We start from the raw sequence: 24,627 nt of genomic DNA on the forward strand, positions 1-24,627 counted from the left end.
CGCGGGGGCGGGCCCTTCGGCGTACGGGCCGGGCGCAGCCCGTTCAGACGATCTGGGGTTCGAAGTCCCAGAAGTCCGGCTGCCCGGCCTGTTCCGGATTCCCCGCCCGCCGGTGGGCCACGGTGAGGGGATGGTCCGCTCCCAGCAGCGCCGCCGCCCGTCGGCCGTTCGCCCGGCCCGGCTCGTACGCCTCGTCGGCCCGTCCGTCCCTCATCCGGATGATCACCGCGTTCAGCGCGCATCCGATGGCCCAGGGGTGTCCTTCCCCCACGGCCCCGGCCATCAGGGAGCCGGCCCGCTCGATCTCCTGGCCCGCCGCGTCCCGCTCCCCCAGCGTCCAGCGCATCAGCCCGAGGTTGCCCTCCGTGCCGATGGTGTACGGATGGCCGTCGCCCAGCATCGACCGGTACCCCTCCACCACCTGCTCGTGCAGCAGCAGGGCCCGGTCCGGGTCCCCCGCCCGCCGCTCCGCGCAGGCCGCGCTCGCCGTGATCAGCAGGAGGAGCGGATGGTGTTCGCCGAGGAGCCGCAGACAGTCCCGCCGCACCCGGGCGAGGGCGAACCGGGCGGCGGCCGGATCATCAGCGAAGTAGCGGCAGAGCGCGAGGTTGTGCTGGGCGCGCAAAGTCTGCGGGTTGTTGGCGCCGACCGCCGCCAGATGTCTTCGGACCGTCTGTCCCAGGGCTTCCTCGGCTTCGCGGTGCTGTCCCAGCAGCCGCAGGTCGATGGCGCAGTTGAGTTCTGAGTACAAGGTGGCGGGGGCCTGCCCTCCCAGCACGGACCGCCGCAGGTCCAGCGTGTGCCGGTCCTGCTCCAGCGCCTCCGCGTACCGGCCGAGGAGCCGCAGCGACACCGCGAGGTTGTTGTCCGCATTCAGGGTGCGGTAGTCCTCCGGGCCGAGAACGGCGAGGTAGCGGTCCCTGATCGAGACGGAGAGCCCCAGTGCCTCCTCGTAACGGCCGAGGCCCCGCAGGTCGGCGGCGAGACCGCCGGCGGCGCGCAGATACGCCAGGTCGTCCTCGCCCCGTTCGGCCCCGAGATGGTCGGCCGCCTCGCGCTCCACGCCTGCGCTCGTCGCGTAGTCGCCCAGGGCACGGAGCAGGTTGGCGTAGTGGTGGCTGAGGTCCCAGATCCGGGGGTGGGTGCCGCCGAGCAGGGCCCGCCAGGAGGTCATGGCCGGATCGGCGAGCCGCACGCCGCTGCCGTACTCGCCCGAGAGGTACATGTAGCGCAGACAGTCCAGGACGAGGTCCTGCACCGCGGGCGCGGTGCTCTCCAGCACCTCCGCCCACTTCAGGTGCGGGGTGAGCGCGGCGTACGTGGTCCACATCCGTACGTCGGAGGGCTGCCCCCTGTCGACGGCGGCCAGCGCGCCACGGGCCGCGTCGGCGCAGGCCGCGTGGTCGGCCGCGGTCAGCTCGCCCCGCATCGTGCGGTGGATCAGGCGGTGTATGTAGAGGGCCCGGTGCGGGTCAACCGGTCCCCGGCCCGGGGGCACCGTGGTCTCCAGCCTGACGGCCGAGTAGCGCCGCAACTGCTGGACGGCCTGGTCGAGCCGGTCGGGGTCGGCAAGCGCCTCCAGGCCGGCGAGGGTGTGCCAGGCGACCTTGTGCAGCAGGCGCAGGGGGATGGAATCGTGTGCGAAGAAGCTGCACAGGCGCAGCAGACCGACGGATTCCGGCGCGGTCTCCCGGAGCTTGTTCAGCAGGATCGACCAGGCGGTCTGGAAGGCGAGCGGGAAGTCGGCGGAGACCTTGACGACGTCCTGGTCGATGCCGTCTTCGAGGAGTCCGATGTACTCCTCGACGGACATGTCGGAGTCGTTGAGCCAGCCCGCCGTCTGGTCCAGGAGCAGCGGAAGGTCTTCCAGGGCCTCGGCCAGCCGGCCGGAGTCGACCGGGGTCAGGCGGGGTGCGCGGCGGCGGATGAAGGCGACCGACTCGTCGCGCTCGTAGACGGGGACCTCGACAAGATTGCTGTTGTGCTCGCTCCACTCCGGGTTGCGGGAGGTGATCAGCACATGCCCGGGGCCGGTCGGCACCAGGTCCCAGATCTGCTCGGGCTCGTCCGCCCCGTCCAGGACCAGCAGCCAGTGGGAGTACGGCTCGCCGCGGCGCAGCGCGTCCCGGACCGCCCGCAGCCGCTCCCCGTACTCGGCGCCCGTGGACAGACCCAGCTCGGGAGCGAGTTCGGCGAGCCTCTGCCGGTAGAAGGACCGGCGGTCGGCGGGCACCCACCACACCACGTCGTACTCCGTACCGAACCGGTAGACGTACTCCGCCGCCAGCTGGGTCTTGCCCACACCGGACATGCCGTGCAGGGTCACCACCCCGGCACCGGGGCGGTCCTCGTGCAGCGTCTCGTACGTCGCCGCCAGCAGTGCGTCGCGGCCGGTGAAGCGGGTGTTGCGGCGCGGCACCCCGCCCCACACCTCCGGGACATCGGCCGGATACCGCGCCCGCTGCCTGGCCCCGGCCGTCTCGGGCAGCGGGTCGGTGGGCAGGCCCAGGCGCACCAGGAGCCGCCGCTCGGCCTCCTCGGCGCCGATACCGAACAGGTCGGCCGCGCCGAAGGCCGAAGCGGCGCCGGGCAGCGCGGAGGTGGTGACACAGACGGCGGCGAAGCGGTCGGGGTCGGGGGCGACGACCTCGCGCAGCGCCCTGTTCCACTCCTCGTGACCGCGCGGCCCCAGCTGGAAGTACCAGTCGCTGAGGACCGCCAGCACCTGGCCCCGGGAAAGGGTCAGATCGCGCAGCGACTCCTCCAGCGGAACCTCCGCCGGCGGGTCCCAGCGCTGCTGGACCACCGTCACCCCGCGCCGCTCCAGACGGTCCCCGATCCACGCCGCCCACGCCCGGTTGAAACCGGCGAAACTGATGGTGACGTGGTCCACCGGACCGGGCGTGGTGCGCGGGACTGGGGGCCCCTCGAAGGGCACGAGGACATCGGCGTCCGCCGCGCCGTCCCCGGTGCCCTCGGTCCGATCCTCCTCCGGCCGGGCGCTCGCGGCCGTTCCGGGCCCCTCCGCCGGTCCTGACAGCCACGGCATGTCGGCCGGTTCGCTCCGTGGCCCCCCGGGCGGTTCCTGGTCCTCGGAGGCGGGTGGCCCGGCGGGGACGTATCCGAGGACCGCGGCGGCGTCCGGGGCGTCCTCCGCCTGCCGGGTGATCCGGCACGGCAGGGCGGCCTTGCGGACCGGTGTCCCCCACTGGTTGGTGAGGGTCAGCCACAGCTCGGCGGGCCCGGTGACCCGGCCCGCGGTGACGACGAACCGGGCCGGGCCGTACGTGCCCCCGTAGCGGTGCAGTACGAGCGCGGGGTCGTCGAGCACCTCGCAGACGAAGTGCCGTCCCCCGTCCAGCGCGACGGTGAAGGTCAGCTCCTCGTCCTGGTACGGCCAGGCGTCCGGGTCCTCCTCGCCCCGCGGCCCGAGCGGACCGCGCAGGTCGACGGTGACGAGGTAGGCACACCCGGCCTCGGCCTCGCGGGGCCGGCTGACGACGGGTTCGATGAGCAGGGCCGGATCGTCGCCGTTCACCGTGCGTCCCCTTCCCCGCCCGTCGCCGTGCCGGGGCGTGGTCCGCTGAGACTGAGCGTGCTCAGCGGATGCCCGTAGTACTGGAACATGAGGCTGTACAGCAGACGCAGGACGGGCCGCTGTCCGTCCACGTTCAACCGTCCTTCGTGCCGGGTGCGCGGCAGGTTCGTCAAGGGGCCGAACTCGTCCAGCGCGCGGGACCGGAAGAGGCGCAGCGAGTCGGCGACCGGCCGCCAGGGTTCGGCCGCCAGGATGCCGACGAGTTGCCCGATCAGTTCGCGTGCCTCGCTGTCGCCGACTTGTCCGGCCGCGACGACGCAGCCTCCGGCGCCCTTGCGGAGGAAGAGTTCGGTGAAACCCCGCAGGTCCGTCTCCCCCAGCCCGGTGTTGCGGACGAACCTGGCCGAGTGGCAGGCGTTGAGACAGACCATCGAGTGGTCCTTGTCGAGCACCGTCATCGGGCGGTCGTCGTACTCGGCCCAGGTCACCTCGGCGAGGGTGAGCGCGTCGACCCGGTCGTCGTAGGTGCCGTGGGCCGCCATGTAGACGAGGCCGACGGGATCTGCCGGACATCCGTCGAGCTCGTCGAGGAAGCCGTCGATCGTCAGGTGCGGGCGGTGCGCGTACCCCTGGAAGACCGCCATGTCGGCCCGCATGTCATGGATGTGCCGTACGCCGTCGCGGTACGGGCGGGCCGGGCGCGCGTCGTGGAAGTAGTAGCCGAGCACATCGCCCGTGGCCGACACGGACGCTTCGGGCAGCACCAGTTCGGTGCTGCGGATGGTGAGCCACCGGGTGACCGCGACGAGGGCGCCGAGCAGCCCTTCGTCCAGCCCTTGGGCCGGATCGGCAGGCAGCCAGAACGCCTCCCAGGGGATCTCGTAGCCGGTGTCGTCGTGGACGGTGACCTGGAGCGCGTCGCCGTGCACCGCGCGGGCCCGGTTGATCCAGGCGGCGAGCCTCTGCTGGTTGCGGGACCAGTGCCGGATGTCGCGGAGCAGCTGGGAGGGGGCGGGGCCGTCGCCCAGGGCGTTGCCCAGGCCGATGCCGGTGGGGCGCAGCTGGGTCGGCCCGGTGGTGTACGGGAGCGGGGAGATGCCTTCGCACCAGGCGCTGACGCCGAACGTCTGGGCGCCGCCGTGGCATTCGTGGTGCGGGACGACCGTGATCCGGGCGGTGTACGGCGGGGGCCGGCTGTCGGCGTCGGCCTCCGTGAGCCCGAGCCGTTCGCGCAGTCCGGTGCGCACCCCGGCCGGTACGGGGGTCCTGGCCAGCCGTCGGCCGGTGGCCACGGAGTTCTCCAGCAGGCGGCGGAGCCCAGCGGATTCACCGCTCATGGCCGGCCGCCTCGTGCTCCGGCCTGCCCGGGACCACCCTGCCGTCGAGGGCCTCGGCCAGCAGATGGGGGAGTTCCGGGTACGGCTGTTGTCCCGGGTCGACGACCAGGCTGTGCAGCCGGGTCCGGTCCATGCCGCTGATCCGGCCGGCCGCGGCGAGCGCGTCGTCGATGCCGGTGCGGCCCACGGCGCCGCGTCCGGCCGTGCCGCGCCGGCTCGCGGCGAGCGGGACGTTGCCGCGCCCGTCGGTCACCACGACCAGCAGCGCTTCCACCAGGCCCGCGCGGTGGTGCTGGAAGGCGCGGCGCAGGGTCTGTTCGGCCAGTTGCAGTCCGTGGGCGAGCGGGGTGGCCCGGCCGGGCTGCCGGGCCAGAGCCGCGGCGATCCGCGGGGAGCGGGTGGACAGGGCGGTGAAGGACTCGGCCCGTACCTCGTTCGGTGCCCCGCGCCCGCCGACCTCGACCACGTGCACCGGGGCGCGGGTGACATAGGCCCATTGCAGGAACGGGTCGAGAGCCGTGTGCCAGTCCCAGTCCTCGCGGCAGGTGTGGTCCAGGACGAGGGTGAGCATCCGGACCGGTTCCGGTGCCCGGACGTACCCGCGCAGGTCGCCCGGCAGGATCACCAGTCGCTCGCTCCGGTCCCGTACCGCCCGGTACTTGGCCGCTTCCATCGCCGTGCGCACGGGCGCCAGGTCCCACAGGTCCCTGGCCGGGCGCACCCCGACGACGGGGCCGCGCACTGCCCGGGGGCCGGTGGTGCGCCGGGCCGGGGTGCGCAGCGGCGAGTCCTCCGGCGGCGGTCCGGCGGTGTCCTCCGGGTACGGGGTGTCGGTGGGCGGCCAGGGACCGGCCGCGCGTCCCGACCCGATGGGCTCGGCGGGTCCCGGTTCCAGGACGGGCGTGCCGGGCGAGGGGGACCGGTCGGTGCCGGGCCGGAGCTCGGGGAGGATGCGGGCCCCGGCCCGTGCGGGGTCGACGGTGTCGGGGCCGGGCGGGGGTTCGGCGGACGGGCGCCGGGCGCCGCGCAGGCGGATGAGGCGGGCGGCCGCTTCGGCGTGGTCGGCCGTGATGTGTTCGGCGTCGCCGAGGCGGGCCAGGGCGCGGGCGGTCCGGGACAGGGCGAGGGCTCTGCGCTGGCCGGTGCCGTCCTGGTCGTCGAGGAGTTCCAGGACCCGGGCGGCGAAGTCGTCGGCGGGGTGGAGCGACGGCCGGGGGGCGGTGGAGCGGGCCCGGTCCAGGGCCCGGGTCCAGGCGGCCGGGAGGGGGCCGAGCGGGGTGTCACCCGGCTCGATGCGCAGCCCGGGGACGGTGAGGCGGAGCGGAAAGCGGTCCAGGAGGTGCGGGGAGACGCGTGGGACGTCCTCCGTGCGGCAGACAGCCAGCCAACGGGCCGCGGGCCGCCAGCGGCGGCGCAGCCCGGATTGTTCGACGGTGGCGACATCGGCACCGAGGAGCTGTACGGCGGCTCGCTTCCCCGGCACGCTGAGCCTGGCGAGGTCGGGGACGACGACGAGGGACGGGCCGGGCACGGGTTCGGTGAGCGGTCCGGGGTCCAGGGCGAAGTCGAGGCCGTGCGGACCTCGGCTCACCCGGGGCCGTGACCACAGGTCCTCGTCCGTGGTGGCGGCGGTCAGGGCGGTGCGGGGGACGGGCGTACCGGTGGAACCGGCGAGCAGCCGGTCGAGTACGGCGGCGACGGTGGCGAGGTGCGGGTCGGGGAGGTCGAACAGCAGCACCCCGGACAGTCCGGGCTCGACGGCGGCGCAGACCAGTGCGGTGAGCAGTCGCCGGGGGAGTTCCTCGGCGTCCGCGACGGGCTGTGGCCGGGGTGAGGGTGCGGACATCGGCGGCTCAGCCGAAGAGGGCGCTGACGCGGTCGTCCTCGTCCGGCCCCCAGCTGAGGGCGGCGCCGTGGGCGGAGTCCGGTCTGCGATGGCGCAGGGCCATCGGCAGCACCCGGCGGACGTGGCCGGGTTCGACCTGCCGGTGCCCGTCCCGTGCGGCCAGCGCACGGGCGGTCTTCGCCACGAGGAGGTCACCGCGCTGCCCGATCGCGCCCAGCAGCTGTGCCGCCTCGGCACAGAGCCCGCTCACGCTCTCGTCGAGCCGGACGTCCTTCAGCCGGTCCCTCGCCTCCAGAAGCGCGGCACGCAGTGTGTCGTCCTCGTCCTGTGCGGCGCGCAGCCAGGCGGAGTCCTCGGCCTCCAGTTCCTCCTCGAAGGTGAGCACCGTCGTGATCATCCGCCGGCGCTCGTCGAGGTCCAGCTCGGACGCGGCCACCATCAGGCCGAACCGGTCGAGCAGTTGGGCCCGCAGGCTGCCCTCCTCGGGGTTCATGGTGCCGACGAGTCCGAACGACAGCTGCCTGGCCAGGTCGATGCCCTCGCGCTGGATGGACAGCACACCGGTGGAGACGACGTCCAGGATGATGTTGACGAGGTGGTCGTCCAGCAGGTTGACCTCGTCGATGTACAGCAGTCCTTTTCCGTCGGCCTCTTCGAGCAGGCCGGGCTGCGGCTTCGCCACGCCCCGCATCAGCGAGTCCAGTTCCCAGCCGCCGACCACGCGGTCGTCGGTCGCGTTGATCGGGAGCGTGACGGGCAGTTCACCGCCGGACATCAGCGCGAAGGCGCGGACCACGGTGGATTTGGCGGTGCCCCGCTGCCCGGTGATCAGCACCCCGCCGATCCTCGGCGAGACGAAGTTGAGCTCCAGGGCCAGCTTGAGCTCCTCCTGCCCGACGATCCGGCTGTACGGGAGGATCGGCACCCGGGGTGCCGGGGCGGCGGTGCGGGACCGCGGCTCGCTCATGAGGGTGTCGCCGTGGCAGTGGCCTGCCCCTCGTTGCCCGGCTGCCAGCGGAAGGTGACCTGGATCTGCGCCTCGGCACCGGCCTTCACCACGGCCGCCATGCCGGCCTCGAAGGTGATCCCGACCTGGAGCTCGATCTCGTCGGGCCGCATCCCCTCCCCGAGGTCCCCGAGCCGGCGCATCGCCTGGGCGGCGCAGCGTCGCGCCAGATCGAGTCCGTCGCCGTACAGGTCACCGGCGCCGGCCAGGACCCGCCGGGCGGCGTCGGCGCCGCCCCTGGTCTCCCCGGGGCTGTAGAAGGACTCACCCTCCCCGGTCGGTGCCGGGTCCGCCGCGAAGGTCTCGGCGTCCACGACGACCGGTATCGGGCCGTCCTCACCCGGTGTCGTGGACCCGACGATGACCGCCATACGCTCCCCCGTTGCATCGCAACTGACGTGTCCCGAAAGGATACTGACGGTCATTCACTTATCGAGCGGCTTTCCGTCGATCGGCTCAGATCATCTGCGGTTCGAAGTCCCAGTACGGACGGTTGCGGGAGCGGGCCGAGACCGTGTGGACGTGCTGGGCGCCCAGGGTCGCGGCCAGGTCGCCCAATGCCTCCCGCTCGACCTTGTCCGCGCGCTCGCGGTCACGGATGCCGCGCAGGTCGGCGGCGTGTGCGATGCGGGCCGAGAGGGTCAGCGGGTGGGTCCGGCCGAGGACCTCGGTGGCCCTGGTGATGACCGCGTCCGTCAGCGCGGCCGCGGATTCCGGGTCGCCCACCAGGTTGCGCAGCGCCGAGGCGTTCACCGCGCAGCCCAGGGTCCAGGGGTGGTGCTCCCCCACGGCCCGCGTCATGTCGGCGAGGGCCCCCTCCAACAGGGTGTGCGCATGGTCGCGTTCGCCCACGTTCCGCAGGATCAGGGCGTGGTTGGCGCGGGTTCCCGCCACGTACGGATGGTCCTCGCCGAGCATGTCCACATAGCCGTCGACCACCTTCTCGCTTATGGCCCTGGCCTGGTCGATGTCGGCGTGCTCGCGGGCGAAGAAGCTCTGGCTGGCCGCGAACATCATCGTCAGCGGGTCGGTCTCGCCGAGCACCCGCTCGCTTCGTTCGAGAACCCGGGTGAACAGCGTCGCGGCCTTGGCACGCTCACCCGAGCGGTACTGGCAGAGCGCGAGATTGTGCTCGGCGCGCAGGGTCTGCGGGTTGTCGGGCCCCATGACCAGCCGGTGCACCCGGACGCTCTGGTTCTGGAGCGAGAGGGCGTCGTTGTAGTGGCCGAGCAGACGCAGATCGGTGGCGTAGTTGATCTCGGAGTAGAGCGTCCAGCTGTGGCGCGGGCGCAGCACCTGCCGCCTGGCCTCCAGTGTCCGCCGGTACAGCTCCAGGGACTCCTCGTATCTGCCGAGCAGCCGGAGCGACACGGCCAGGTTGTTCTGCGCGCTGAGCGTACGCGAGTCCTGGTCGCCCAGGAGCTCGCGGTAGCCCGCGAGGATCCAGGCCGACATCTCCAGCGCCTCGTCGTAGCGGCCGAGGCCCCGCAGGTCGGCGGCGAGGCCGCCGGCGGCGCGCAGGTGTTCCAGGTCCTTCGCGCCGCGTTCGGCGCGGAGGTGGTCGACGGCGGCGCGTTCGATGACTTCCGTGCCGGCGTAGTCGCCGACGGCCCGCAGCACGTTCGCGTAGTGGTGGCTGAGGTCCCAGATCCTGGGGTGGTCCTCGCCCAGGAGTTCCCGCCAGGCCTTCATGGCCCGTCGGCCCAGCTTGATGCCGGCCCGGTACTCGCCGGAGAGGTACATGTAGCGCAGGCAGTTGAGCACCAGGGAGTGGACGGCCGGGTCGGTGCTGTTGAGTACGTCGGCCCACTTCAGGTGCGGAGTGATCTCGGCGTACGCGGGCCACAGCCGGGTGTCGGCGGGGCGGCCGGGGTCCGCGGCGGCGAGGGCCCTGCGGACCACGCCGACGAACTCGTGGCGGTCGCGTTCCGGCATGTCCTTGCCGACGATCTGGTGGACCATGCGGTGCATGTAGAGCGACTCGCCGGACGAGGCGTCCTCGCCGGCCGTCTCGTGGGACTCCAGGCGGACCACGGAGTACTGGCGGAGCTGGCCGATCGCCTTGTTCCACAGCAGCGGGTCGTTCATCAGGCCGGAGAGCTGTTCCGGCAGTTCGCCGGGGGGCATTTCCCTCAGCAGTCGCACGGGGATGGAGCCGGGTGCGAAGAAGCTGCACAGGCGCAGCAGGTCGACGGATTCCGGGACGGTTTCCTTGAGCTTGTTCAGCAGTATCGACCAGGCGGTCTGGAAGGCGAGCGGGAAGTCGGCGGAGACCTTGACGACGTCCTGGTCGATGCCGCCTTCGAGAAGTTCGATGTACTCCTCGACGGACATGTCGGAGTCGTTGAGCCAGCCCGCCGTCTGGTCCAGGAGCAGCGGGAGGTCTTCGAGGGCCTCGGCCAGCTGGTCGGCGTCGGCCTGGGTGAGGCGGGGTGCGCGGCGGCGGATGAAGGCGACCGACTCGTCGCGTTCGTAGACGGGGACCTCGACGAGGTTGCTGTTGTGCTCGCTCCACTCCGGGTTGCGGGAGGTGATCAGGACGTGTCCGGGGCCGGTCGGCACCAGGTCCCAGATGTGCTCGGGCTCGTCCGCCCCGTCCAGGACCAGCAGCCAGTGGGAGTGCGGTTCACCGCGGCGCAGCGCGTCGCGGACCGCCCGCAGCCGCTCCCCGTACTCGGCGCCCGTGGACAGGCCCAGTTCGGGGGCGAGTTCGGCGAGCTTCTGGCGGTAGAGGGCGCGACGGTCGGCGGGCACCCACCACACCACGTCGTACTCGGAGCCGAACCGGTAGACGTACTCCGCCGCCAGCTGGGTCTTGCCCACGCCGGACATGCCGTGCAGGGTCACGACCCCGGCACCGGGTCCGGCGTCCTGGAGGGCCTGGTAGGCCTTGCTGAGCAGCGTCTCCCGGCCGGTGAAGCGGGTGTTGCGGCGCGGCACCCCGCCCCACACCTCCGGGACATCGGCCGGATACCGGGGCCCCTGCCGGGCCTCGGCGGGCTCGGGCAGCGGGTCGGTGGGCAGGCCCAGGCGCACCAGGAGCCGCCGCTCGGCCTCCTCGGCGCCGACATTGGTCAGGTCGGCCGCGGCGAGGGCCGAGGTGGCGCCGGGCAGTGCGGAGGTGGTGACGCAGACGGCGGCGAAGCGGTCGGGGTCGGGAGCGACGACCTCGCGCAGCGCCCTGTTCCACTCCTCGTGACCGCGCGGCCCCAGCTGGAAGTACCAGTCGCTGAGGATCACCAGGACACGGCCTCTGGAGAGGGTCAGATCGCGCAGCGAGTCCTCCAGCGGGACCTCCACCGGGGGGTCCCAGCGCTGCTGGACCACCGTCACCCCGCGCCGCTCCAGACGGCCCCCGATCCAGGTCGCCCAGGCGCGGTTGAATCCGGCGAAACTGATGGTGACGGTTTGCGCCCCGGTTGCTCCAACTTGCCTACGCGTTCCGGGCATTCGACCGTCTCCCTGCCTCGATTCGAGCCTTGTCAACATACACCGGAGCATGGTCGTTCCGGCGGACAATCCCGGGGTCCCTCACGGCCTGTGCGAGCCGTTCCTCTGCTGCCATATCACCTTGGCGGTGGCCACGTACGCCTCCGCGCGCGCGAGGTGCCCCGTTGGAGGCGGGCAATCGTCCAGACGGTGGTAGAGCGTGATCATCTCGTTGACCAGCACCCGGCCTTCGCGGGTCAGGGCCGCCGATCCGGCCAGCACGGGCAGGACCGCCCCGACCTGTTCACGGCAGCGGGCGTGCTCGGCCCAGGCCAGGTCGCGGTGGGTGACGCGCCGCGCGGCGAGCGCGAACCGCTGCCAGTAGTCGGCGAGCGCGATGTGCGAGTAGGCGCCCTGGAGGAGGCCGTCGAAGGGGCGGGGGTCGGAACGCCAGGGTGCGAAGTGGCGGGGTTCCGGGTCCTCGTGGTGCAGGGATACGAGGGCGCTGAGCGCGGACAGCTTGGTGTGCTGGAGTTCATGGACGAGGGTGGAGGCGAAGTAGGCGGGGGTGGCCGGCTTGCTGCTGAGGACGGCGCCGAACGCCTCGCGCCTGGTTCCGCTGCAATGTGCCGCGCTCTCCCCCGTCGGCCCGGAGCCGGGCGGCGGGCCGAGCGGGACCAGGCAGCGCAGCAGGACCGCCGCCTCGGTGAGACGGTGCTCGCCGCCGACGGCGAGCAGGGGTGCCACTCCGGCCCAGGACTCGGCCCACGCCTTGCGTTCGTGGTCGTCGATGTGGGTGGCGGCGCTCAGCCCGTGCGGCTGGAGCCCGCTGCCGTCGGTGCGGTACGGGTCGATGTCGTCCAGGGGTATCGGGCCGATGCCGGACTGCACGGCGGGCAGGGCGAACACCGGCAGCCAGCGCGGGTCGGCGGAACCGGTCGTGCCGTCCGGCTGCGCGTGCACCGAAACGGGTGGCTCGCCCTCCCCCTGGCGCATCGTCACCTCACCCTCGTGGAAGGTGATGCCGACCTCTTCGGACCGTGAGCGCAGGGCGCCCAGGGTGGGCAGGGACAGGAGCCCGTCGTGTGCGGTGAGCCGGGACGTGAACGGGATTCCGGCGCGGATCGCGGCCGCTGCGGCCAGGGCGCTCAAGTGGTGCAGGTCGGCGCGGAGTTCGGGCCCGGGGCCGGTGGCGGAGAGGCCGCGCAGGCAGCGTTGCGCCCAGGGGCCGGCGAGGGGGTGGAGCAGGACGGCGCGTACGGCGGTCCGGTCGGCGCGCTCGGCCCTCTCCAGCAGCGCCCAGTCCTGGCGCAGGCGGTCGAGCGCCCGGGGCGGGCAGAGGGTGGTGGGGGCCGCCTCCGCCGCATCGAGCAGGGCCCGCAGCAGGAGGAGCCGGCGGGTGTCCTGATCGCGTACGAGGACGTGGAGGGTCTCCACGTCGCCCTCGGTGCGGCCCAGCTGGCGCAGCATGCGGTCCGGGAGTGGGGGGATCATCGGCGTTCTCCTGCGGTTGCGTCGGACAGCCGGGCGGCGATGTGGCGTACCAGCCGTTCGAGGTCCGCGCAGTAGACGGACGGGTTGGCGAAGCCGTTCTCCGCTCGGTAGCGGTGTGCGTAGTGGCCGCCCCCGCAGACGGTCAGCAGCGGGCAGGCCCGGCAGGTGGCGGCTAGTGCGTCGGCGCCCGCCCGGCGGGCGGCGACGCCGGGGTGGCGCAGGGCGTCGTCGAAGGTGTGGCGGAAGACGTCGAGGCCGGTGGCGGCGGCGGTGTCGTAGGCGGACTTGAGGGAGTCGACCTGTTCGATCGCCCCGTCCGTCTCGACCACGATCGCGTCGACCGGTTCGAGGCCGAGGGACTCGGTGGCGCCGGGCAGGCCCAGCAGCAGGGCGATGCACTCCTCGAAGAGCCGGATCCGGGTCTCCCGCCGTCCGGAGCCCCACCAGCGGTCGAAGACGGTGGTGAGCCAGTCGCCGTACGGGGTCGCACGGCCCGGCCCGGTGACCGGCAGGCCCGGTGGCGGGGTCGTCCAGTTGCCGTGCGGGAGCAGCAGGTCCAGGGCCGGGGGGCGCAGTTCGAGCAGCGACTCGTACATCTCGACGGGGTCGGTGTCCGGGTCCACGACGGTGAGGATGCCCGCGTAGGCCTCGGGGTGCCGGTCGGCGAGGAGCCGGGTGCCGCGCGAGGCGGCGGGCCAGGAGGGGCGTCCGGCGTGGTCGGTGCGCCGGCTGTTGTGGGCGGGCCGGCCGCCGTCGAGGCTGACGCCGATGCGTATGCCGTGCCGGGCGAGGGTGGCGACGCGGCCTTCGGTGAGGAGGGTGGCGTTGGTCTGGACGGTGGTGTGGACGGTGCAGCCGTCGGGCGTCAGGGCGCGTACCCGGTCGGCGAAGGCGGCCAGCCGGGCGGCGCCCGCCAGGAGGGGCTCGCCGCCGTGCAGGACCAGTGCGAGGTCCCGCAGCCCGTGCTCCGCCGCGTGTTCGGCGATGCGGTGCGCGGTACGGTCGAGGACGGCGGGCGCGACGGCGGCCGGCCGGTCGCGCCAGGTGCGGTCGGGGCCCTCGTAGAGGTAGCAGTAGCGGCAGGCGAGATTGCAGCGGCCGTGCACCTTGACGATGAACTGCCCGAAGGAGAACGGAAGTCGGCCGCCTTCGGCGTCCTGGCGCGGTTTCGGCGTCGCCTGTCGAGACACTCCCGCACCCCCGCGCCGTTCGCGTCCTTCGGCACGGCCCCCGTCGCCGTCCCGAGGCGAGTATCCCTGGCCTGCCGTACGGGCAAACGTGTGCCTCACCACGATGTCCTGTTCGACCGGGCCCCGGACCGAAATCGTGCGGCTTCAGAAGGCGTTGGTGAACCCCCACAGCATCTCCCGCGGCTGCTCGGCCCGCCCGCGCAGATCCGCGACCACCTCGGTGAGCACCGGATGGTCCAGCGTCCGCAGCGACTCCAGGTCGAGCCCCAGCAGATCCGGCAGCGCGCCCGGTCCCCCGGACGGCCCGGCCACCGGTACGCCCTGGTGTTCCGTCTCGTTCATCGTTCCTCCCCGTGACCTCATGGACCCTGCCGTCCGCCGGCGCTCCTCCTGGAGCGGCTCAGCGCTCCAGTTCCGCCAGCCGCGCGGCAGTCGCCTCACCCGCCGCGCCGCCGCCGTCCGGCAGTCTGCGCCATTCCCGGTGGGCCGCCCGGTACGCCCCGCGGGCCGCCCGGGGGCGGCCCGCCCTCTCGTAGGTCATACCCCGCCAGTGGTTGGCTGTAGCACTCAACTCGATGGCTTGTGCGGACTGTTGCGGACCGTCCAGTTCCGCCTCCGCCGCACCGGCCGCCTCGGCGGCGCTCCGGAACGCCTCGGCCGCCTCGTCGAGCCGGGCCGGACGTTGCAGCACCCGGGAGGCGTCGAGGTGGGAGCGGCCCAGCTCCAGCCAGCAGCTCGCCTCGGTCAGCGGGTCGGCCGCCTCCTGGGCGGCGAGGCCGAAGAGGTGCTCGGCCTCCCTGAGGTCCACCCGGTCCTCGGTGGCCCGGTGCCGCAGCATCAGCGCCCGGCCCAGCATCAGCAGCCGCCCGGCCTGTCGTGTGCTCCCCGCCGCCGTCTCCGTCCGGCAGTCCCGCAGCACCCTGATCGCGGCGCCGATGTGCGGGCGCCCGTCCGGCAGTTGCGCCCGGCGCAGCAGGGTGCCGCCCCACTCGGCGAGCAGGTCGGCATGGGCCCGCGAGTCGCGCGGTACGCCGCGGGCGGCGCGGGCGAACCAGTCGGCGGCGTCCACGAGTTCGTCCGGATCACCGGTGTGCTCGTACCGCGCGACACCGACCCGGCCCGCCCTGATCTGGAGCGAGGCGCGCAGCCGCTGTTCGCGTACGGTCGCCAGGGACTGCTGGATCAGGGTCGCGGCCTCGTCGGGCTCCTGGCCGGAGCCGAGCAGGGCGTCCACCAGGTCCAGCAGGATGCGCACCTCGGTGCCCATGGTGTGCCGGCCGCCGCCCTGTTCGAACGCGGTGCGCAGGGAGCGTGCCGCCTGGCCCGCGTACACCCGGGACTGCTCGGTGTCGGCGGTGGCCCCGGCCAGCTTCAGCAGGGTCCGGCCGTGCGCCAGGGGCAGGGTGGTGGGGCGGTTCTCCTGGTCGGGCCAGACGTCGGCGAAGGCCTCCAGCATCCCGCACGCGGCCTGGAGCAGCGCGGTGTCGCCGTCGAGCCGCCACTGCGCCTCCAGGGCGCGGACCCGCTCCAGCGTCAGCCGCAGGGCCTCGGCGGGCTCCAGGCCGGCGGCCGAGCAGGCGGCCGTGTACTCGCGGTCGGCGCGGCGCAGCAGTTCCAGCGCCCCGCGCCGGTCGCCGCGCCGCCGACGGTCGTCGGCCGCGGCGTGCAGCACCTTCGCCAGTACGGCCCGTTCGCGCACCGCGGTGGGGTGCGCGGCGGCCTGCTCGGCGGCGTACTCGGCCTCGCGGAGCAGTTCGGCGTCGCCCTGGACCTCCCACAGCCGCAGCACGCAGCGGGAGTACTCCGCCCACAGGCCGGGGTCGTCGCCCGGCCGCTCCTCGCGTTCGGTGGCGCCGCGCAACAGCTGCACGGCATCGATGAGGTACTGCACCATGCTGTCCGACTCGAACTGCCGCAACAGGGTGCGGGCGCTCTCCACCGCGGCGTTCCGGGTCTGGGCGGTGCCGCGCCGGCCGCCGTGTCCGGTCCTCGTCACGAACTGCTCGGGCAGGGGCATGAAACGCTCCAGTACGCGGACCGCGACCTCGGCGAAGGGATGGGGGACGCGCGACCCGCCGCTCGCGTCGCCCTCCCCGTTCTCGCCCCCCTCTTCGCTCTCCTCGTCGGGTGTGCCGTTCTCCAGGGGGCCCGTGCCGAAGGCGGTGGGCGGCGCCGCGGATCTGCCATCGCCGAGCTGGGCGAAGGCCAGGGCCGGGAAGTTCGGCCCGCCCCTGCCGAAGCGCTGCTCGATGTACTGCGAACAGTGCTTGAGCACGAGCAGCGCCTCGTCGCGGCTCAGCGGGCCGAGCAGCGCCTCCCGTACGCCGGGCACGAATGTGTACCACTGGCCGTCGTACCGGCCGCCGTCCTCGCCCGTGCTCCGTGACAGCAGCCCGCTCAGCAGCACCTCGGCGAGTTCGGAGGGGCCCGAGTGGGGCAGCATCGTGCGCTGCACCAGCTGCATCACCGGCAGGTGCAGCGGGGCCGCCGCGAGGTAGACCGCGAGCTGTCCGGCGGCCGGTGAGGCGGTCGCCCGGAAGCGGCTGACCAGCTGGAGCGAGGAGAGGCCGCCGCCCGGGCGCTGTGCGGCGGCGGCCGGCTGATCGGGCCGCACCCAGCCGACCGCGCCGGAGATCCGTCCCGAGCCGGTGCCGGAGAGCAGCTTCGCCCAGGCCGCCAACGCCCCCTCGACCGGTGGGAGTACGGGCACGGCGAGGGCCCCCGGGTGGACGGCGGGGCCGGTGCCCGGCTGCTCCACGACCTTCAGTACGGCGGCCCCGCCGGGTCCGTCGCCCCGGGACAGCGCGCCGTAGGTGACCGGGAGCCGGGTCCGGTTCCACATCCGCTGCGGCAGCGGCTGGAGCACGGCTGCCGGGGCCTGTGCGGCCAGGTGGTGCAGCAGCCGGTGGGCCCGTCCGCTGTGCCAGAGCGGACCGGCGCAGTCGCTGACCAGGACGGTGACGCGGCGGCCGGTCGGATCGCTCAGCCGGTCCGCGGAGTGCAGGGGCGCCGCGGCCGGGTCGGGGCTGCGGCTCACCGCGGCTGCACCGTCCGGGCCCTGGTGCAGATAGCGCATCTGGACATCCCGGAATGCGCCCAACTGGCCGAATATCAGCTGGAGTTCGCCGAACATCCGGTCCCACACCCGCATCGAGGACGAGGCGTCCATGACGCACTGCAGGACCGCCTCCCTCCGGGAGACGCCCCGGAACACCGGCATGATCAGCCCGCCCGCGCGGGCGCTGAGTTCGGCGGTCGCCGTCTCGTCGAGGACGGTGCGCAGGGGCGGCGAGGCGGGGTGGTAGCGCTGCAGGGGTCTCAGGGCTCGCTGGAGTTCGAGGGGGGGCGGGGAGCGCCGGGGCCGCGGGCACACCGAAGGTGAGGGCGGCCGTACGCCCCGCCCGGCCCGCCCCCGGGCGGGCACCGTTGCGCGGTACGGGGTAGAGGGTGATCCGGTCGGCGTCCCCGGGGTCGGCGCGCGGCGGGGGTTCGTCGCGCGGCTCCCCGGGCGCGGATCGCACCGCGGCAGGCCCGGGGCCGGTGGGCGGCCCGTCCGCCCGCTCCGGGGGGAGGCGGACGGGAGGGACGCTTCCCCGCGCCTCCTCGTCCTGCGGCGGTGCGTCCGGGTGGCGGGCCCAGCGGGCCAGCCAGAGCGCGTCGCGGAGCTGCTCGACGTCGGGGTCGAGCCCGGCCTCGCGCAGCCGTGCCACGAACGCGGGGTAGAGCCCCGCGTCGTCGGCGCCACGCGCATCGGGGGACCGCTCCGGCCCGGCGCCCGCCATCAGCACATCACCTCGGCCGGTCGAGTCGCTGGATGAGCAGGTCGGCGAGGCGGTCACGGCCGGCCGGGGCGGCGGCGTCGGTGAGGTAGATGGCGTTCAGCAGCTGGTCCGTGGCCAGGAGTTCGCTGCGCGACCGCTCCAGGAAGTGGGCGATGAGATCGTCCCCGGAGCGCGCCGCCTCGTCGCCGAGGTGGGCGCGTACGAAGGTGGCGAGCCGCTGGTGGTCGGGGCGTCCGAGCTCCAGGTGGATGCAGCGGCGCATCAGGGGCGCCGGGAAGTCCCGTTCGCCGTTGCTGGTGAGCACCACGAACGGGAACGACGTGCACTGCACCCGGCCGCCGCGCACCTTGACCTTGTTGCCGTCGTCGTCGAGGACCTCCGCCTCGCCGTCGGGCAGCCGGTCGGCGATCCGCTCCAGCTCGGGGATGCCGAACTCGCCTTCCTCCAACACGTTGAGCAGGTCGTTCGGCAGGTCGATGTCGCTCTTGTCCAGCTCGTCGATGAGCAGCACCCGGGGCCGGCCCGAGGGCATCAGCGCGGTGCCGAGCGGCCCCAGCCGGATGTAGCTGCCCACGCCGTCGGCGGCCGCGGCGCCGCCCGTACCGGCTGCCGCGCCGTGTGCGGCGATCTGCACGTCCTGGAGCCGGGCGATCGCGTCGTAGTGGTAGAGGCCGTCCAGCAGTGTCGTCCGGCTCACGATCGGCCAGCGCAGGACCCGGCCGAGCCCGAGCTCATGGGCGACGGAGTGGGCCAGTGTGCTCTTTCCGGCGCCGGGGGTGCCGGTGACCAGCAGCGGGCGCCGCAGATAGAGCGCGGCATTGATCATTTCGAGCTCTTCGGCGCCCGGCCGGTGGAGTTCGGCGATGTGCCGGTGGCCGCCGAGGCGGCGGTCGGCGGAGCCGTCCCCGTCCGGCTCGTCGCCGGGCCGGGCGCCCCGGCCCGCGAAGTCGCGCCAGGGCGGCGGCGGTGGCAACTGCCCGATTCCTTCGTGCGGTTCGCCGGCCCCTCGGTAGATGAGCCACTCGCTGGGTTCACTCATAACGTGTTCCTCGTCATCACTCGTCCGCCAGGGGCAGCAGCAGTCGAACGTGGTTCACCGTAGCCATCCGGTCCGCGCCCCGGAACCCACATCACGGGGCCTGCAGGAACGGCTCGGGCGGCTCCGCCCGCGGTTTGCCGTAGACCAGGGCGATTCCGTCCGACCAGAACGTGTCGGTGCGGCCCTCGCGCACCCCTTTTCTCAGCTCCTGGATCTTCTGCGGGAGCCGGTCGGCCACGCCCGTCCCGTCGACCGTGTCGACGGCGCGGAGGTGGAACTCCGTGCAGGCCGCGGCCCGTTCGACCCTCGGGCGGCGCCACAGGACCACGCCGTACCCGGCTTCGAGCACCCGCCCGAACCCGGCGGTGCTCTGGGTGTCGGACCGGCCGCCGTACCGGCAGAGCACCGGTACGGTCTCGTACGCCTGTCCGCGCAGCTCCGCCGTCACCGGTACGGGTACCCGCATACCGTCGTCGCAGTCGAGGACCGCGGCCCGCATCGGGCCGGTGTGGACGCGGTTCCAGCGCGCCTCGCGCTCCCGGGCGCCGTCCCCGGAGGGGGCGGGGAGCCCGTCCGAGCAGCGGATGACGACCGGCCGCTGGACCCCGAGCGGCCTGCCGTCGGCGGGCAGCTCCCACTTCTCGGCCTCCAGGTCGAGCAGCGCCGGTGGCACCACGACCTGGAGGACCGCGGGGCTGTCGGGTTCGTCGCACATCCGGAACGCCTTCGCCAGGGACGGCGCGAGCCTGGCCGGCAGTTCGTCGGCCCTGGTCCCCTGGTAGTTCTCGGTCACCGGCAGGTCGTCCTCGGCCGGGCGGGCGACGACCCGCCAGTCGTACTCGTCCGGCTGCCAGGCGCGGGGCTCCAGGTGCAGCACGACGACCGACGGGGAGCGCGGCGGCCGGACCGGCTCGTCGGCCGGCTCGGGCGTGCGCAGGTGTCCGGTGCCCCGGTCGTACCGGCCCTGGTACCGCAGCTGGGCCATCTCACGGCGGAACGGCCGCCGGAGCCGGTCCTCGGCGGTCTCCTTCACCCAGTCCCACAGGGCGTCCTCGGCGAGTTTGGTGGACGGCACCACATAGGGGCGTTCGGCGGCGATGGCGCTCATGCAGTAGCGCAGGATCCGCTCCAGCGCCTCTTCGCCCTCGCGTGCGTCGTAGAGGACTCCCAGGCCGTCGCGCCAGCCGCGGGGGGCCGGGACGCCGACGGTCCGGTAGCCGTACCCGAGGCCGCCGAGGATGTCGAGCAGGCTGCGGGTGCTGACCGGCGGGGGCAGCTTGGCGAGCCGCCCCAGCAGGTCGACGCGCTGCTGCGGGGTGAGCGCCGGGCCCGCCGTGCAGCCCAGGTCCCGCTGTACGTCCGCCCAGGTCTCCTCGTCGCCGACGGGGTTGTTGTGCCGGTCGGCGTGATAGCGGTCGTGGGCGTGGAACACGGCCTGGTACGGGTCGTCGGACTCGGCCGTGGCCGCGTCGGCCGGCACCGGCAGCGTGCGCAGCCGCTCCACGCCGATCGCCGTACCGCCGTTCGTGTCCGTGGAGCGTGATTTGAGTACGCCGACGACCTCGCCCCGGGCCAGGTCGACGACGGGTCCGCCGGACATGCCCGCGTACAGCTGGCTCGCCTCGATCAGCACCTGTTCGTCGCCGTCGGACCAGTCGTCGACGGTGCCCACCACCCGGCACTCCCGGCCGAGCCGCTTGAGCGCGCCCCCGCCGCCGTCCGCCCAGCCCGCGAAGTAGTAGGCGCCGCGGTTCATGCCCGTGGAGCGTTCACTGAGGTACACGCAGGGGTGCTCGACGGGACGCAGCAGCTGGATGAGGGCGAGGTCGGGGGCCGGCCAGCCGCCGGTGCCGGGCCGCTGCTCGGGCAGGGCCGCCCTGACCGTGCCCCCGACCCGGAGGGCGTCGCCGTCGCGGGCGGTCTTGTACACCACGTCCACCTGACGCCCCCTCCCCTCCATCGCGACGTGCGCGCACGTGAGGACCCAGCTCGGGGCGATGAAGAAGCCGCTCCCCAGGAAGTCGCCGTCGGATCCTTCAGGGGCATACCCGGGCTCCGGACGATGGATGCGCACCGTCGCGTCCTTCACGAGGCTCATCAGCGCGGATTCCGCGTCGCTCGGCCCCTGCCACGCGCCCCCGGCCGGCGGGGGCGTCACGATCCGCTTCCGTCGTCCGGTCCGGTGCCGCTCGCATGCGCCGATGCGCCGGTGGGTGCCCCGGCGGGAGAAACGGAGGGGGAGGACGGGGAAGGGGCCGAGGAGGGGGCGGCCGGCTGCTGTCCCGGCGTCTGCGCGGGCACCTGCGGGTCGAGGGGCGGTCCGCCGCCGTTCCACGTCAGCGTGACCTTGATGGACCCCTTGGCCTCGCCGTCCGCGAGGAGTCCGACGACCCTGCCGGACTTCGCGGTGAGCTCGATGCCGAACTCGACGCTGACCTCGTCGGGCCGCACGGCCCGCAGCGGCTCGGCGAGCGAACGCGCGACGCTGGTCACGACCCCCTGCAGGCTCTCGACCCGGGCCTGCACCCGGTCGGCGATGTTCCCGGCGCCGATGTCGGCGAACGACGGGCCCGAGCCGGGCTGCGTCAGCTCCTCGGCGCCGGAGATCCGCGCCCAGACCTCCGTGCCGTCGGGCATCTCAATGCGCGTAATACGGGCGTCACCGTCACCCATGAAACTCCCCCGTTCCCCAACTACCCGCAGGCTAACGGCAGTACGCGCCCGATGCGAGGCACATCGGGCAGGACGCGGGGTCGGTGCGGGCCGGTTCTCGGCGGGCTCGCCCGGCCGCCGGGAACCCCGGCCGGGGACCTGCTCCCGGCCTCCGCGGGGCTGTCACCAGGCATTAGGCTTGCCGCATGTACTTCACCGACCGCGGTATCGAGGAGCTGGAGAAGCGGCGAGGCGAGGAAGAGGTCACTTTCGAGTGGCTCGCCGAGCAGCTCCGCACGTTCGTCGACCTCAATCCCGACTTCGAGGTGCCGGTAGAGCGCCTCGCGACCTGGCTGGCCCGGCTCGACGACGAGGACGAGGACGAGTAGTCAGCCGCGCCCGTCCTCGGCGTCCCTGAGCCGGTCGTAGGCGAGGCCGAGGGCGCCGTGCGCCAGCAGCAGCGTCCCGGCCAGCACCCATCCGCCGCCGCGGCGGCGCAGCCCCCAGAGGACCAGCGGCAGTCCGGCCGCGAGCTGGGCGCCCGCGAGGACCCGGGCCCTGGGGCCGCGCATCCAGGGGCCGAGACGGCTGCTCTCGACCGCGTCGAGTTCGGCCTTCACCACCTCGCGCCACCCGGTCCAGACGAGCGGTTCCGCTTCGGGCCGGTCGTCCGCCGCGGCGTACAGCCGGTCGCCCGGTGTGTCCGGGTCCAGACCCGGCGGAAGGACCAGTCCGATCCGGGTCAGGACGGCGAGCAGACCGCGCAGCCGGATGCGCGCGTCGGCGTCCGGGTCCGGGCGGGTCAGTTCTTCGAGCGACTGGACGTCCAGCACGGGGTCGAGGCCGAGCCGCTCGGCGAGGGTGCGCATGGCCTCGTCCTCACCGGCCGGGGTGCCGTCGGCGAGCCAGACGTAGCCGACCGGACGGCGGAATCCGGACGCGAGCGTGCACCCGGCCCGGTCGCCGTCCCACCACAGGGCGAGCACGGGCCAGACCGAGCCGACCGCGAGCGCGGTGGCCCAGCCGGCCACGACGCGGTCGACCGGCTCCACATCCGCGGCACCTGCACCGGCACCGCCCTGCCAGGGCTTTCCTTCGGGCACGAGGACGGACCAGCCGTCCCCGGCGGGAGCGAGCAGCATCCGCTCGCGCAGCAGATGGGCCACGGGCCGTACGGTCTCGGGTTCGGCACGGCACAGCAGCAGCGCCCCTGCGGGGGATGTCGCGTTCATGTGCCACACGCTAGGGCAATTTGCCCATATTTGGCGCTCTTTGATCCGCCGGCGATCGCATGGTGCGCCTTGACTTCCCGAAACCGCGATATATCGTGTTCAACAAGAGACGCGATATGTTGCGTCATCCACGCTCCCCGGGAGGTCAGATCCATGCCTGTGTCGACATGGGACATCGCCGAGCCCCAGAAGCTGACCTTCGACGACCCCGTGACCTCGCTCAACGTGCGCATCGTCGGGGGCGCCGTCAACATCGTCGGCACCGAGGATCCGACCGCCCGGCTGGAGGTCTCCGGGATCGAGGGACCGCCGCTGATCGTGACCCTGGAGGACGGCACGCTCACGGTCGCCTACGAGGACCTGCCCTGGCAGAACTTCCTCAAGTGGTTCGACCGCAAGGGCTGGCACCGCAGCGCGGTCGTCTCGCTCGCCGTGCCGGCCGGGTCGGCGGTGGAGGTCGGCGTCGTCGGGGCGGGCGCGGTCGTGTCCGGCATCCGCGGGCGTACGGACGTACGGGGCGTCACCGGCGACACCACGCTCGTCGGGCTCGGGGGGCCGGTCCTGGCCGAGACGGTCTCCGGCAGCGTGGAGGCCCAGTCGGTCACCGGCGCGCTCCGCTTCCATTCCGTCTCGGGCGATCTGACGGTCGTCGAGGGGGCCGGGGCCTCGGTGCGGGCGGAATCGGTCAGCGGGAACATGGTGCTCGACCTGGACCCGACCGGGAAGCCCACGGACATCCGGCTGACCACCGTCTCCGGTGAGGTCGCCATCAGGCTGCCGCACCCGGCGGACGCGACGGTCGAGGCCAACACCACGAGCGGCTCCGTCTCCAACGGCTTCGAGGATCTGCGGGTCAGCGGCCAGTGGGGAGCGAAGAAGATCACCGGCACGCTCGGCACCGGGACCGGGAAGCTGAGGGCGACGACCGTCTCCGGATCGATCGCCCTGCTGCGCCGCCCGCCGGCCGAGGACGGTCCGTACGATGCCGAGCCGACCGGAAAGGTGCTCTGACATGCCCCCCGTATTCGCCCACGGCCGCCTCCGCCTCTATCTGCTCAAGCTCCTCGACGAGGCCCCCCGCCACGGCTACGAGGTCATCCGGCTCCTGGAGGAGCGCTTCCAGGGGCTGTACGCCCCCTCGGCGGGCACGGTCTACCCGCGCCTGGCCAAACTGGAGGCCGAGGGCCTCGTCACCCACGCCACCGAGGGCGGCCGCAAGGTCTACTCGATCACCGACGCGGGCCGCGCCGAACTGGCCGGCCGCACCGGCGAACTGGCCGATCTGGAAATGGAGATCCGGGAGTCGGTCTCCGAACTGGCCGCCGAGATACGGGACGACGTACGCGGCGCCGCCGGCAAGCTGCGCAGCGAGATGCGGGCCGCGGCGGACGAGACCAGGCACACGGGTTCCGGTTCCGGCCGCAAGGGCGACCGGGAGTCCCCCTTCGGCGACTTCGGGGACTTCGGCGACTTCGGGGACTTCGGCGACAAGGAGACGTGGCGCGCCGCGAAGGAGGAGCTGCGCAAGGCCAAGCAGGAGTGGAAGGAGCAGGCTCGCCGGGCGAAGGACGAGTCCCGCCGCGCCCGCGAGGAGGCCCAGCAGGCCCGCCGCCAGGCCAAGGAGGCCCAGGACCGGGCGCGCGAGCAGATGCAGAACGCCGCCCGCCAGGTCCAGGAGCACTTCGCCCGGGGCGACTGGCCCACGGGCGTACGGGAGGGGCTGGCCGAGATCACCGGCCAGCTGAGCGGCTTCGCCAGGGCGGGCGCCCGGCCCCCGTACGTCAAGCCCGAGCCCGCCGACACCGACCCCGCCTGGGGCAAGGACACCGCCTCCACCGGCGACCCGGCCCGCGACCTGGACCGCCTGCTCGACCGCTTCCGTGACGACATCCGCGACGCGGCCCGGGACCGCGGCGTCACGGAGGAGCAGCTGGCGGAGGCCCGCGGCCATCTGTCGACGGCGGCGGCCCGCATCGGGGCGCTGCTGCGGAAGGGCGGCACCGGGGAGAAGTGAGGGGCGGACGGTCGGTCGTGCGCCGGGGCGCGAACCGGGAGACCCGGGGCACACTCCGGGGCACACCC

The 24,627-nt window shown here is 73.6% G+C and carries 17 protein-coding genes; 3 read left to right on the top strand and 14 right to left on the bottom strand.

Annotated features, from left to right (window positions below; all coding sequences use genetic code 11):
* Window positions 1-43 precede the first annotated feature (43 nt).
* The 13 genes from fxsT (AB0D53_RS00990) to AB0D53_RS01050 all read right to left on the bottom strand — a co-directional run bounded on the left by fxsT (AB0D53_RS00990) (window position 44) and on the right by AB0D53_RS01050 (window position 21,334).
* Window positions 44-3,538, bottom strand: coding sequence for an FxSxx-COOH system tetratricopeptide repeat protein (gene fxsT / locus AB0D53_RS00990; protein ID WP_362438060.1), 3,495 nt, complete (start codon window positions 3,536-3,538; stop codon window positions 44-46).
* The gene (locus AB0D53_RS00995; protein ID WP_362438063.1) at window positions 3,535-4,875 is read right to left on the bottom strand and encodes a CHAT domain-containing protein; all 1,341 of its coding nucleotides are present in this window, start codon (window positions 4,873-4,875) and stop codon (window positions 3,535-3,537) included. Before AB0D53_RS00995 ends, fxsT (AB0D53_RS00990) begins: the two co-directional genes overlap by 4 nt.
* Entirely contained in the window at window positions 4,865-6,721 is a 1,857-nt protein-coding gene (locus AB0D53_RS01000) for a hypothetical protein (protein ID WP_362438066.1), read from the bottom strand. Before AB0D53_RS01000 ends, AB0D53_RS00995 begins: the two co-directional genes overlap by 11 nt.
* Before the next feature lie 7 nt (window positions 6,722-6,728).
* Window positions 6,729-7,688: an AAA family ATPase gene (locus AB0D53_RS01005; protein ID WP_362438069.1), complete on the bottom strand. Its 960-nt coding sequence runs from the start codon at window positions 7,686-7,688 to the stop codon at window positions 6,729-6,731.
* Entirely contained in the window at window positions 7,685-8,098 is a 414-nt protein-coding gene (locus AB0D53_RS01010; protein WP_362438072.1) for a CU044_2847 family protein, read from the bottom strand. Before AB0D53_RS01010 ends, AB0D53_RS01005 begins: the two co-directional genes overlap by 4 nt.
* An 85-nt stretch (window positions 8,099-8,183) precedes the next feature.
* A complete protein-coding gene (fxsT, locus tag AB0D53_RS01015; protein ID WP_362438075.1) occupies window positions 8,184-11,177 on the bottom strand; it encodes an FxSxx-COOH system tetratricopeptide repeat protein in 2,994 nt (997 codons plus the stop codon).
* A gap of 81 nt (window positions 11,178-11,258) precedes the next feature.
* Window positions 11,259-12,650 carry an HEXXH motif-containing putative peptide modification protein gene (locus AB0D53_RS01020; RefSeq protein ID WP_362438078.1) on the bottom strand — a complete coding sequence of 464 codons (1,392 nt, stop codon included), beginning with the start codon at window positions 12,648-12,650 and terminating at the stop codon, window positions 11,259-11,261.
* Window positions 12,647-13,765: an FxsB family cyclophane-forming radical SAM/SPASM peptide maturase gene (locus AB0D53_RS01025; RefSeq protein WP_362438806.1), complete on the bottom strand. Its 1,119-nt coding sequence runs from the start codon at window positions 13,763-13,765 to the stop codon at window positions 12,647-12,649. The genes AB0D53_RS01020 and AB0D53_RS01025 overlap by 4 nt, the downstream gene beginning before the upstream one ends.
* Before the next feature lie 219 nt (window positions 13,766-13,984).
* Entirely contained in the window at window positions 13,985-14,182 is a 198-nt protein-coding gene (fxsA, locus tag AB0D53_RS01030) for an FxSxx-COOH cyclophane-containing RiPP peptide (protein WP_362438081.1), read from the bottom strand.
* A 58-nt stretch (window positions 14,183-14,240) separates the two neighbouring features.
* Window positions 14,241-17,591 carry an SAV_2336 N-terminal domain-related protein gene (locus AB0D53_RS01035; protein ID WP_362438084.1) on the bottom strand — a complete coding sequence of 1,117 codons (3,351 nt, stop codon included), beginning with the start codon at window positions 17,589-17,591 and terminating at the stop codon, window positions 14,241-14,243.
* Between the two features lie 38 nt (window positions 17,592-17,629).
* Window positions 17,630-18,661 (bottom strand): MoxR family ATPase, encoded by a 1,032-nt coding sequence (locus AB0D53_RS01040; RefSeq protein WP_362438087.1) that lies wholly within the window; start codon window positions 18,659-18,661, stop codon window positions 17,630-17,632.
* 91 nt (window positions 18,662-18,752) lie between these two features.
* Window positions 18,753-20,819 (bottom strand): trypsin-like peptidase domain-containing protein, encoded by a 2,067-nt coding sequence (locus tag AB0D53_RS01045; protein ID WP_362438090.1) that lies wholly within the window; start codon window positions 20,817-20,819, stop codon window positions 18,753-18,755.
* Window positions 20,816-21,334 (bottom strand): CU044_2847 family protein, encoded by a 519-nt coding sequence (locus AB0D53_RS01050; protein ID WP_362438093.1) that lies wholly within the window; start codon window positions 21,332-21,334, stop codon window positions 20,816-20,818. Before AB0D53_RS01050 ends, AB0D53_RS01045 begins: the two co-directional genes overlap by 4 nt.
* Window positions 21,335-21,519: 185 nt before the next feature.
* Between AB0D53_RS01050 and AB0D53_RS01055 the strand changes: the two genes are divergently transcribed.
* Window positions 21,520-21,702 carry a DUF6104 family protein gene (locus AB0D53_RS01055; protein WP_003961784.1) on the top strand — a complete coding sequence of 61 codons (183 nt, stop codon included), beginning with the start codon at window positions 21,520-21,522 and terminating at the stop codon, window positions 21,700-21,702.
* Here AB0D53_RS01055 and AB0D53_RS01060 read toward each other — a convergent pair whose 3' ends face one another.
* A complete protein-coding gene (locus tag AB0D53_RS01060; protein WP_362438096.1) occupies window positions 21,703-22,545 on the bottom strand; it encodes a hypothetical protein in 843 nt (280 codons plus the stop codon).
* Window positions 22,546-22,698: 153 nt separating this feature from the next.
* Here AB0D53_RS01060 and AB0D53_RS01065 point away from each other — a divergent pair, with 153 nt between their 5' ends.
* Window positions 22,699-23,556, top strand: coding sequence for a DUF4097 family beta strand repeat-containing protein (locus AB0D53_RS01065; RefSeq protein WP_362438099.1), 858 nt, complete (start codon window positions 22,699-22,701; stop codon window positions 23,554-23,556).
* A gap of 1 nt (window position 23,557) precedes the next feature.
* Entirely contained in the window at window positions 23,558-24,559 is a 1,002-nt protein-coding gene (locus AB0D53_RS01070; protein ID WP_362438102.1) for a helix-turn-helix transcriptional regulator, read from the top strand.
* The last annotated feature ends 68 nt before the right edge of the window (window positions 24,560-24,627 follow it).

This window comes from Streptomyces sp. NPDC048295, from assembly GCF_040652135.1.
Taxonomy (GTDB): domain Bacteria; phylum Actinomycetota; class Actinomycetes; order Streptomycetales; family Streptomycetaceae; genus Streptomyces.

What these genes read in the sequence shown, in the direction of transcription:
- AB0D53_RS00995 (WP_362438063.1), bottom strand. Translation starts at nt 4,875, where the DNA reads ATGAGCGGTGAATCCGCTGGGCTCCGCCGCCTGCTGGAGAACTCCGTG.
- AB0D53_RS01000 (WP_362438066.1), bottom strand. Translation starts at nt 6,721, where the DNA reads ATGTCCGCACCCTCACCCCGGCCACAGCCCGTCGCGGACGCCGAGGAA.
- AB0D53_RS01005 (WP_362438069.1), bottom strand. Translation starts at nt 7,688, where the DNA reads ATGAGCGAGCCGCGGTCCCGCACCGCCGCCCCGGCACCCCGGGTGCCG.
- AB0D53_RS01010 (WP_362438072.1), bottom strand. Translation starts at nt 8,098, where the DNA reads ATGGCGGTCATCGTCGGGTCCACGACACCGGGTGAGGACGGCCCGATA.
- fxsT (WP_362438075.1), bottom strand. Translation starts at nt 11,177, where the DNA reads ATGCCCGGAACGCGTAGGCAAGTTGGAGCAACCGGGGCGCAAACCGTC.
- AB0D53_RS01020 (WP_362438078.1), bottom strand. Translation starts at nt 12,650, where the DNA reads ATGATCCCCCCACTCCCGGACCGCATGCTGCGCCAGCTGGGCCGCACC.
- fxsA (WP_362438081.1), bottom strand. Translation starts at nt 14,182, where the DNA reads ATGAACGAGACGGAACACCAGGGCGTACCGGTGGCCGGGCCGTCCGGG.
- AB0D53_RS01035 (WP_362438084.1), bottom strand. Translation starts at nt 17,591, where the DNA reads ATGCGCGTGGCGCCGACGACGCGGGGCTCTACCCCGCGTTCGTGGCAC.
- AB0D53_RS01040 (WP_362438087.1), bottom strand. Translation starts at nt 18,661, where the DNA reads ATGAGTGAACCCAGCGAGTGGCTCATCTACCGAGGGGCCGGCGAACCG.
- AB0D53_RS01050 (WP_362438093.1), bottom strand. Translation starts at nt 21,334, where the DNA reads ATGGGTGACGGTGACGCCCGTATTACGCGCATTGAGATGCCCGACGGC.
- AB0D53_RS01055 (WP_003961784.1), top strand. Translation starts at nt 21,520, where the DNA reads ATGTACTTCACCGACCGCGGTATCGAGGAGCTGGAGAAGCGGCGAGGC.
- AB0D53_RS01060 (WP_362438096.1), bottom strand. Translation starts at nt 22,545, where the DNA reads ATGAACGCGACATCCCCCGCAGGGGCGCTGCTGCTGTGCCGTGCCGAA.
- AB0D53_RS01065 (WP_362438099.1), top strand. Translation starts at nt 22,699, where the DNA reads ATGCCTGTGTCGACATGGGACATCGCCGAGCCCCAGAAGCTGACCTTC.
- AB0D53_RS01070 (WP_362438102.1), top strand. Translation starts at nt 23,558, where the DNA reads ATGCCCCCCGTATTCGCCCACGGCCGCCTCCGCCTCTATCTGCTCAAG.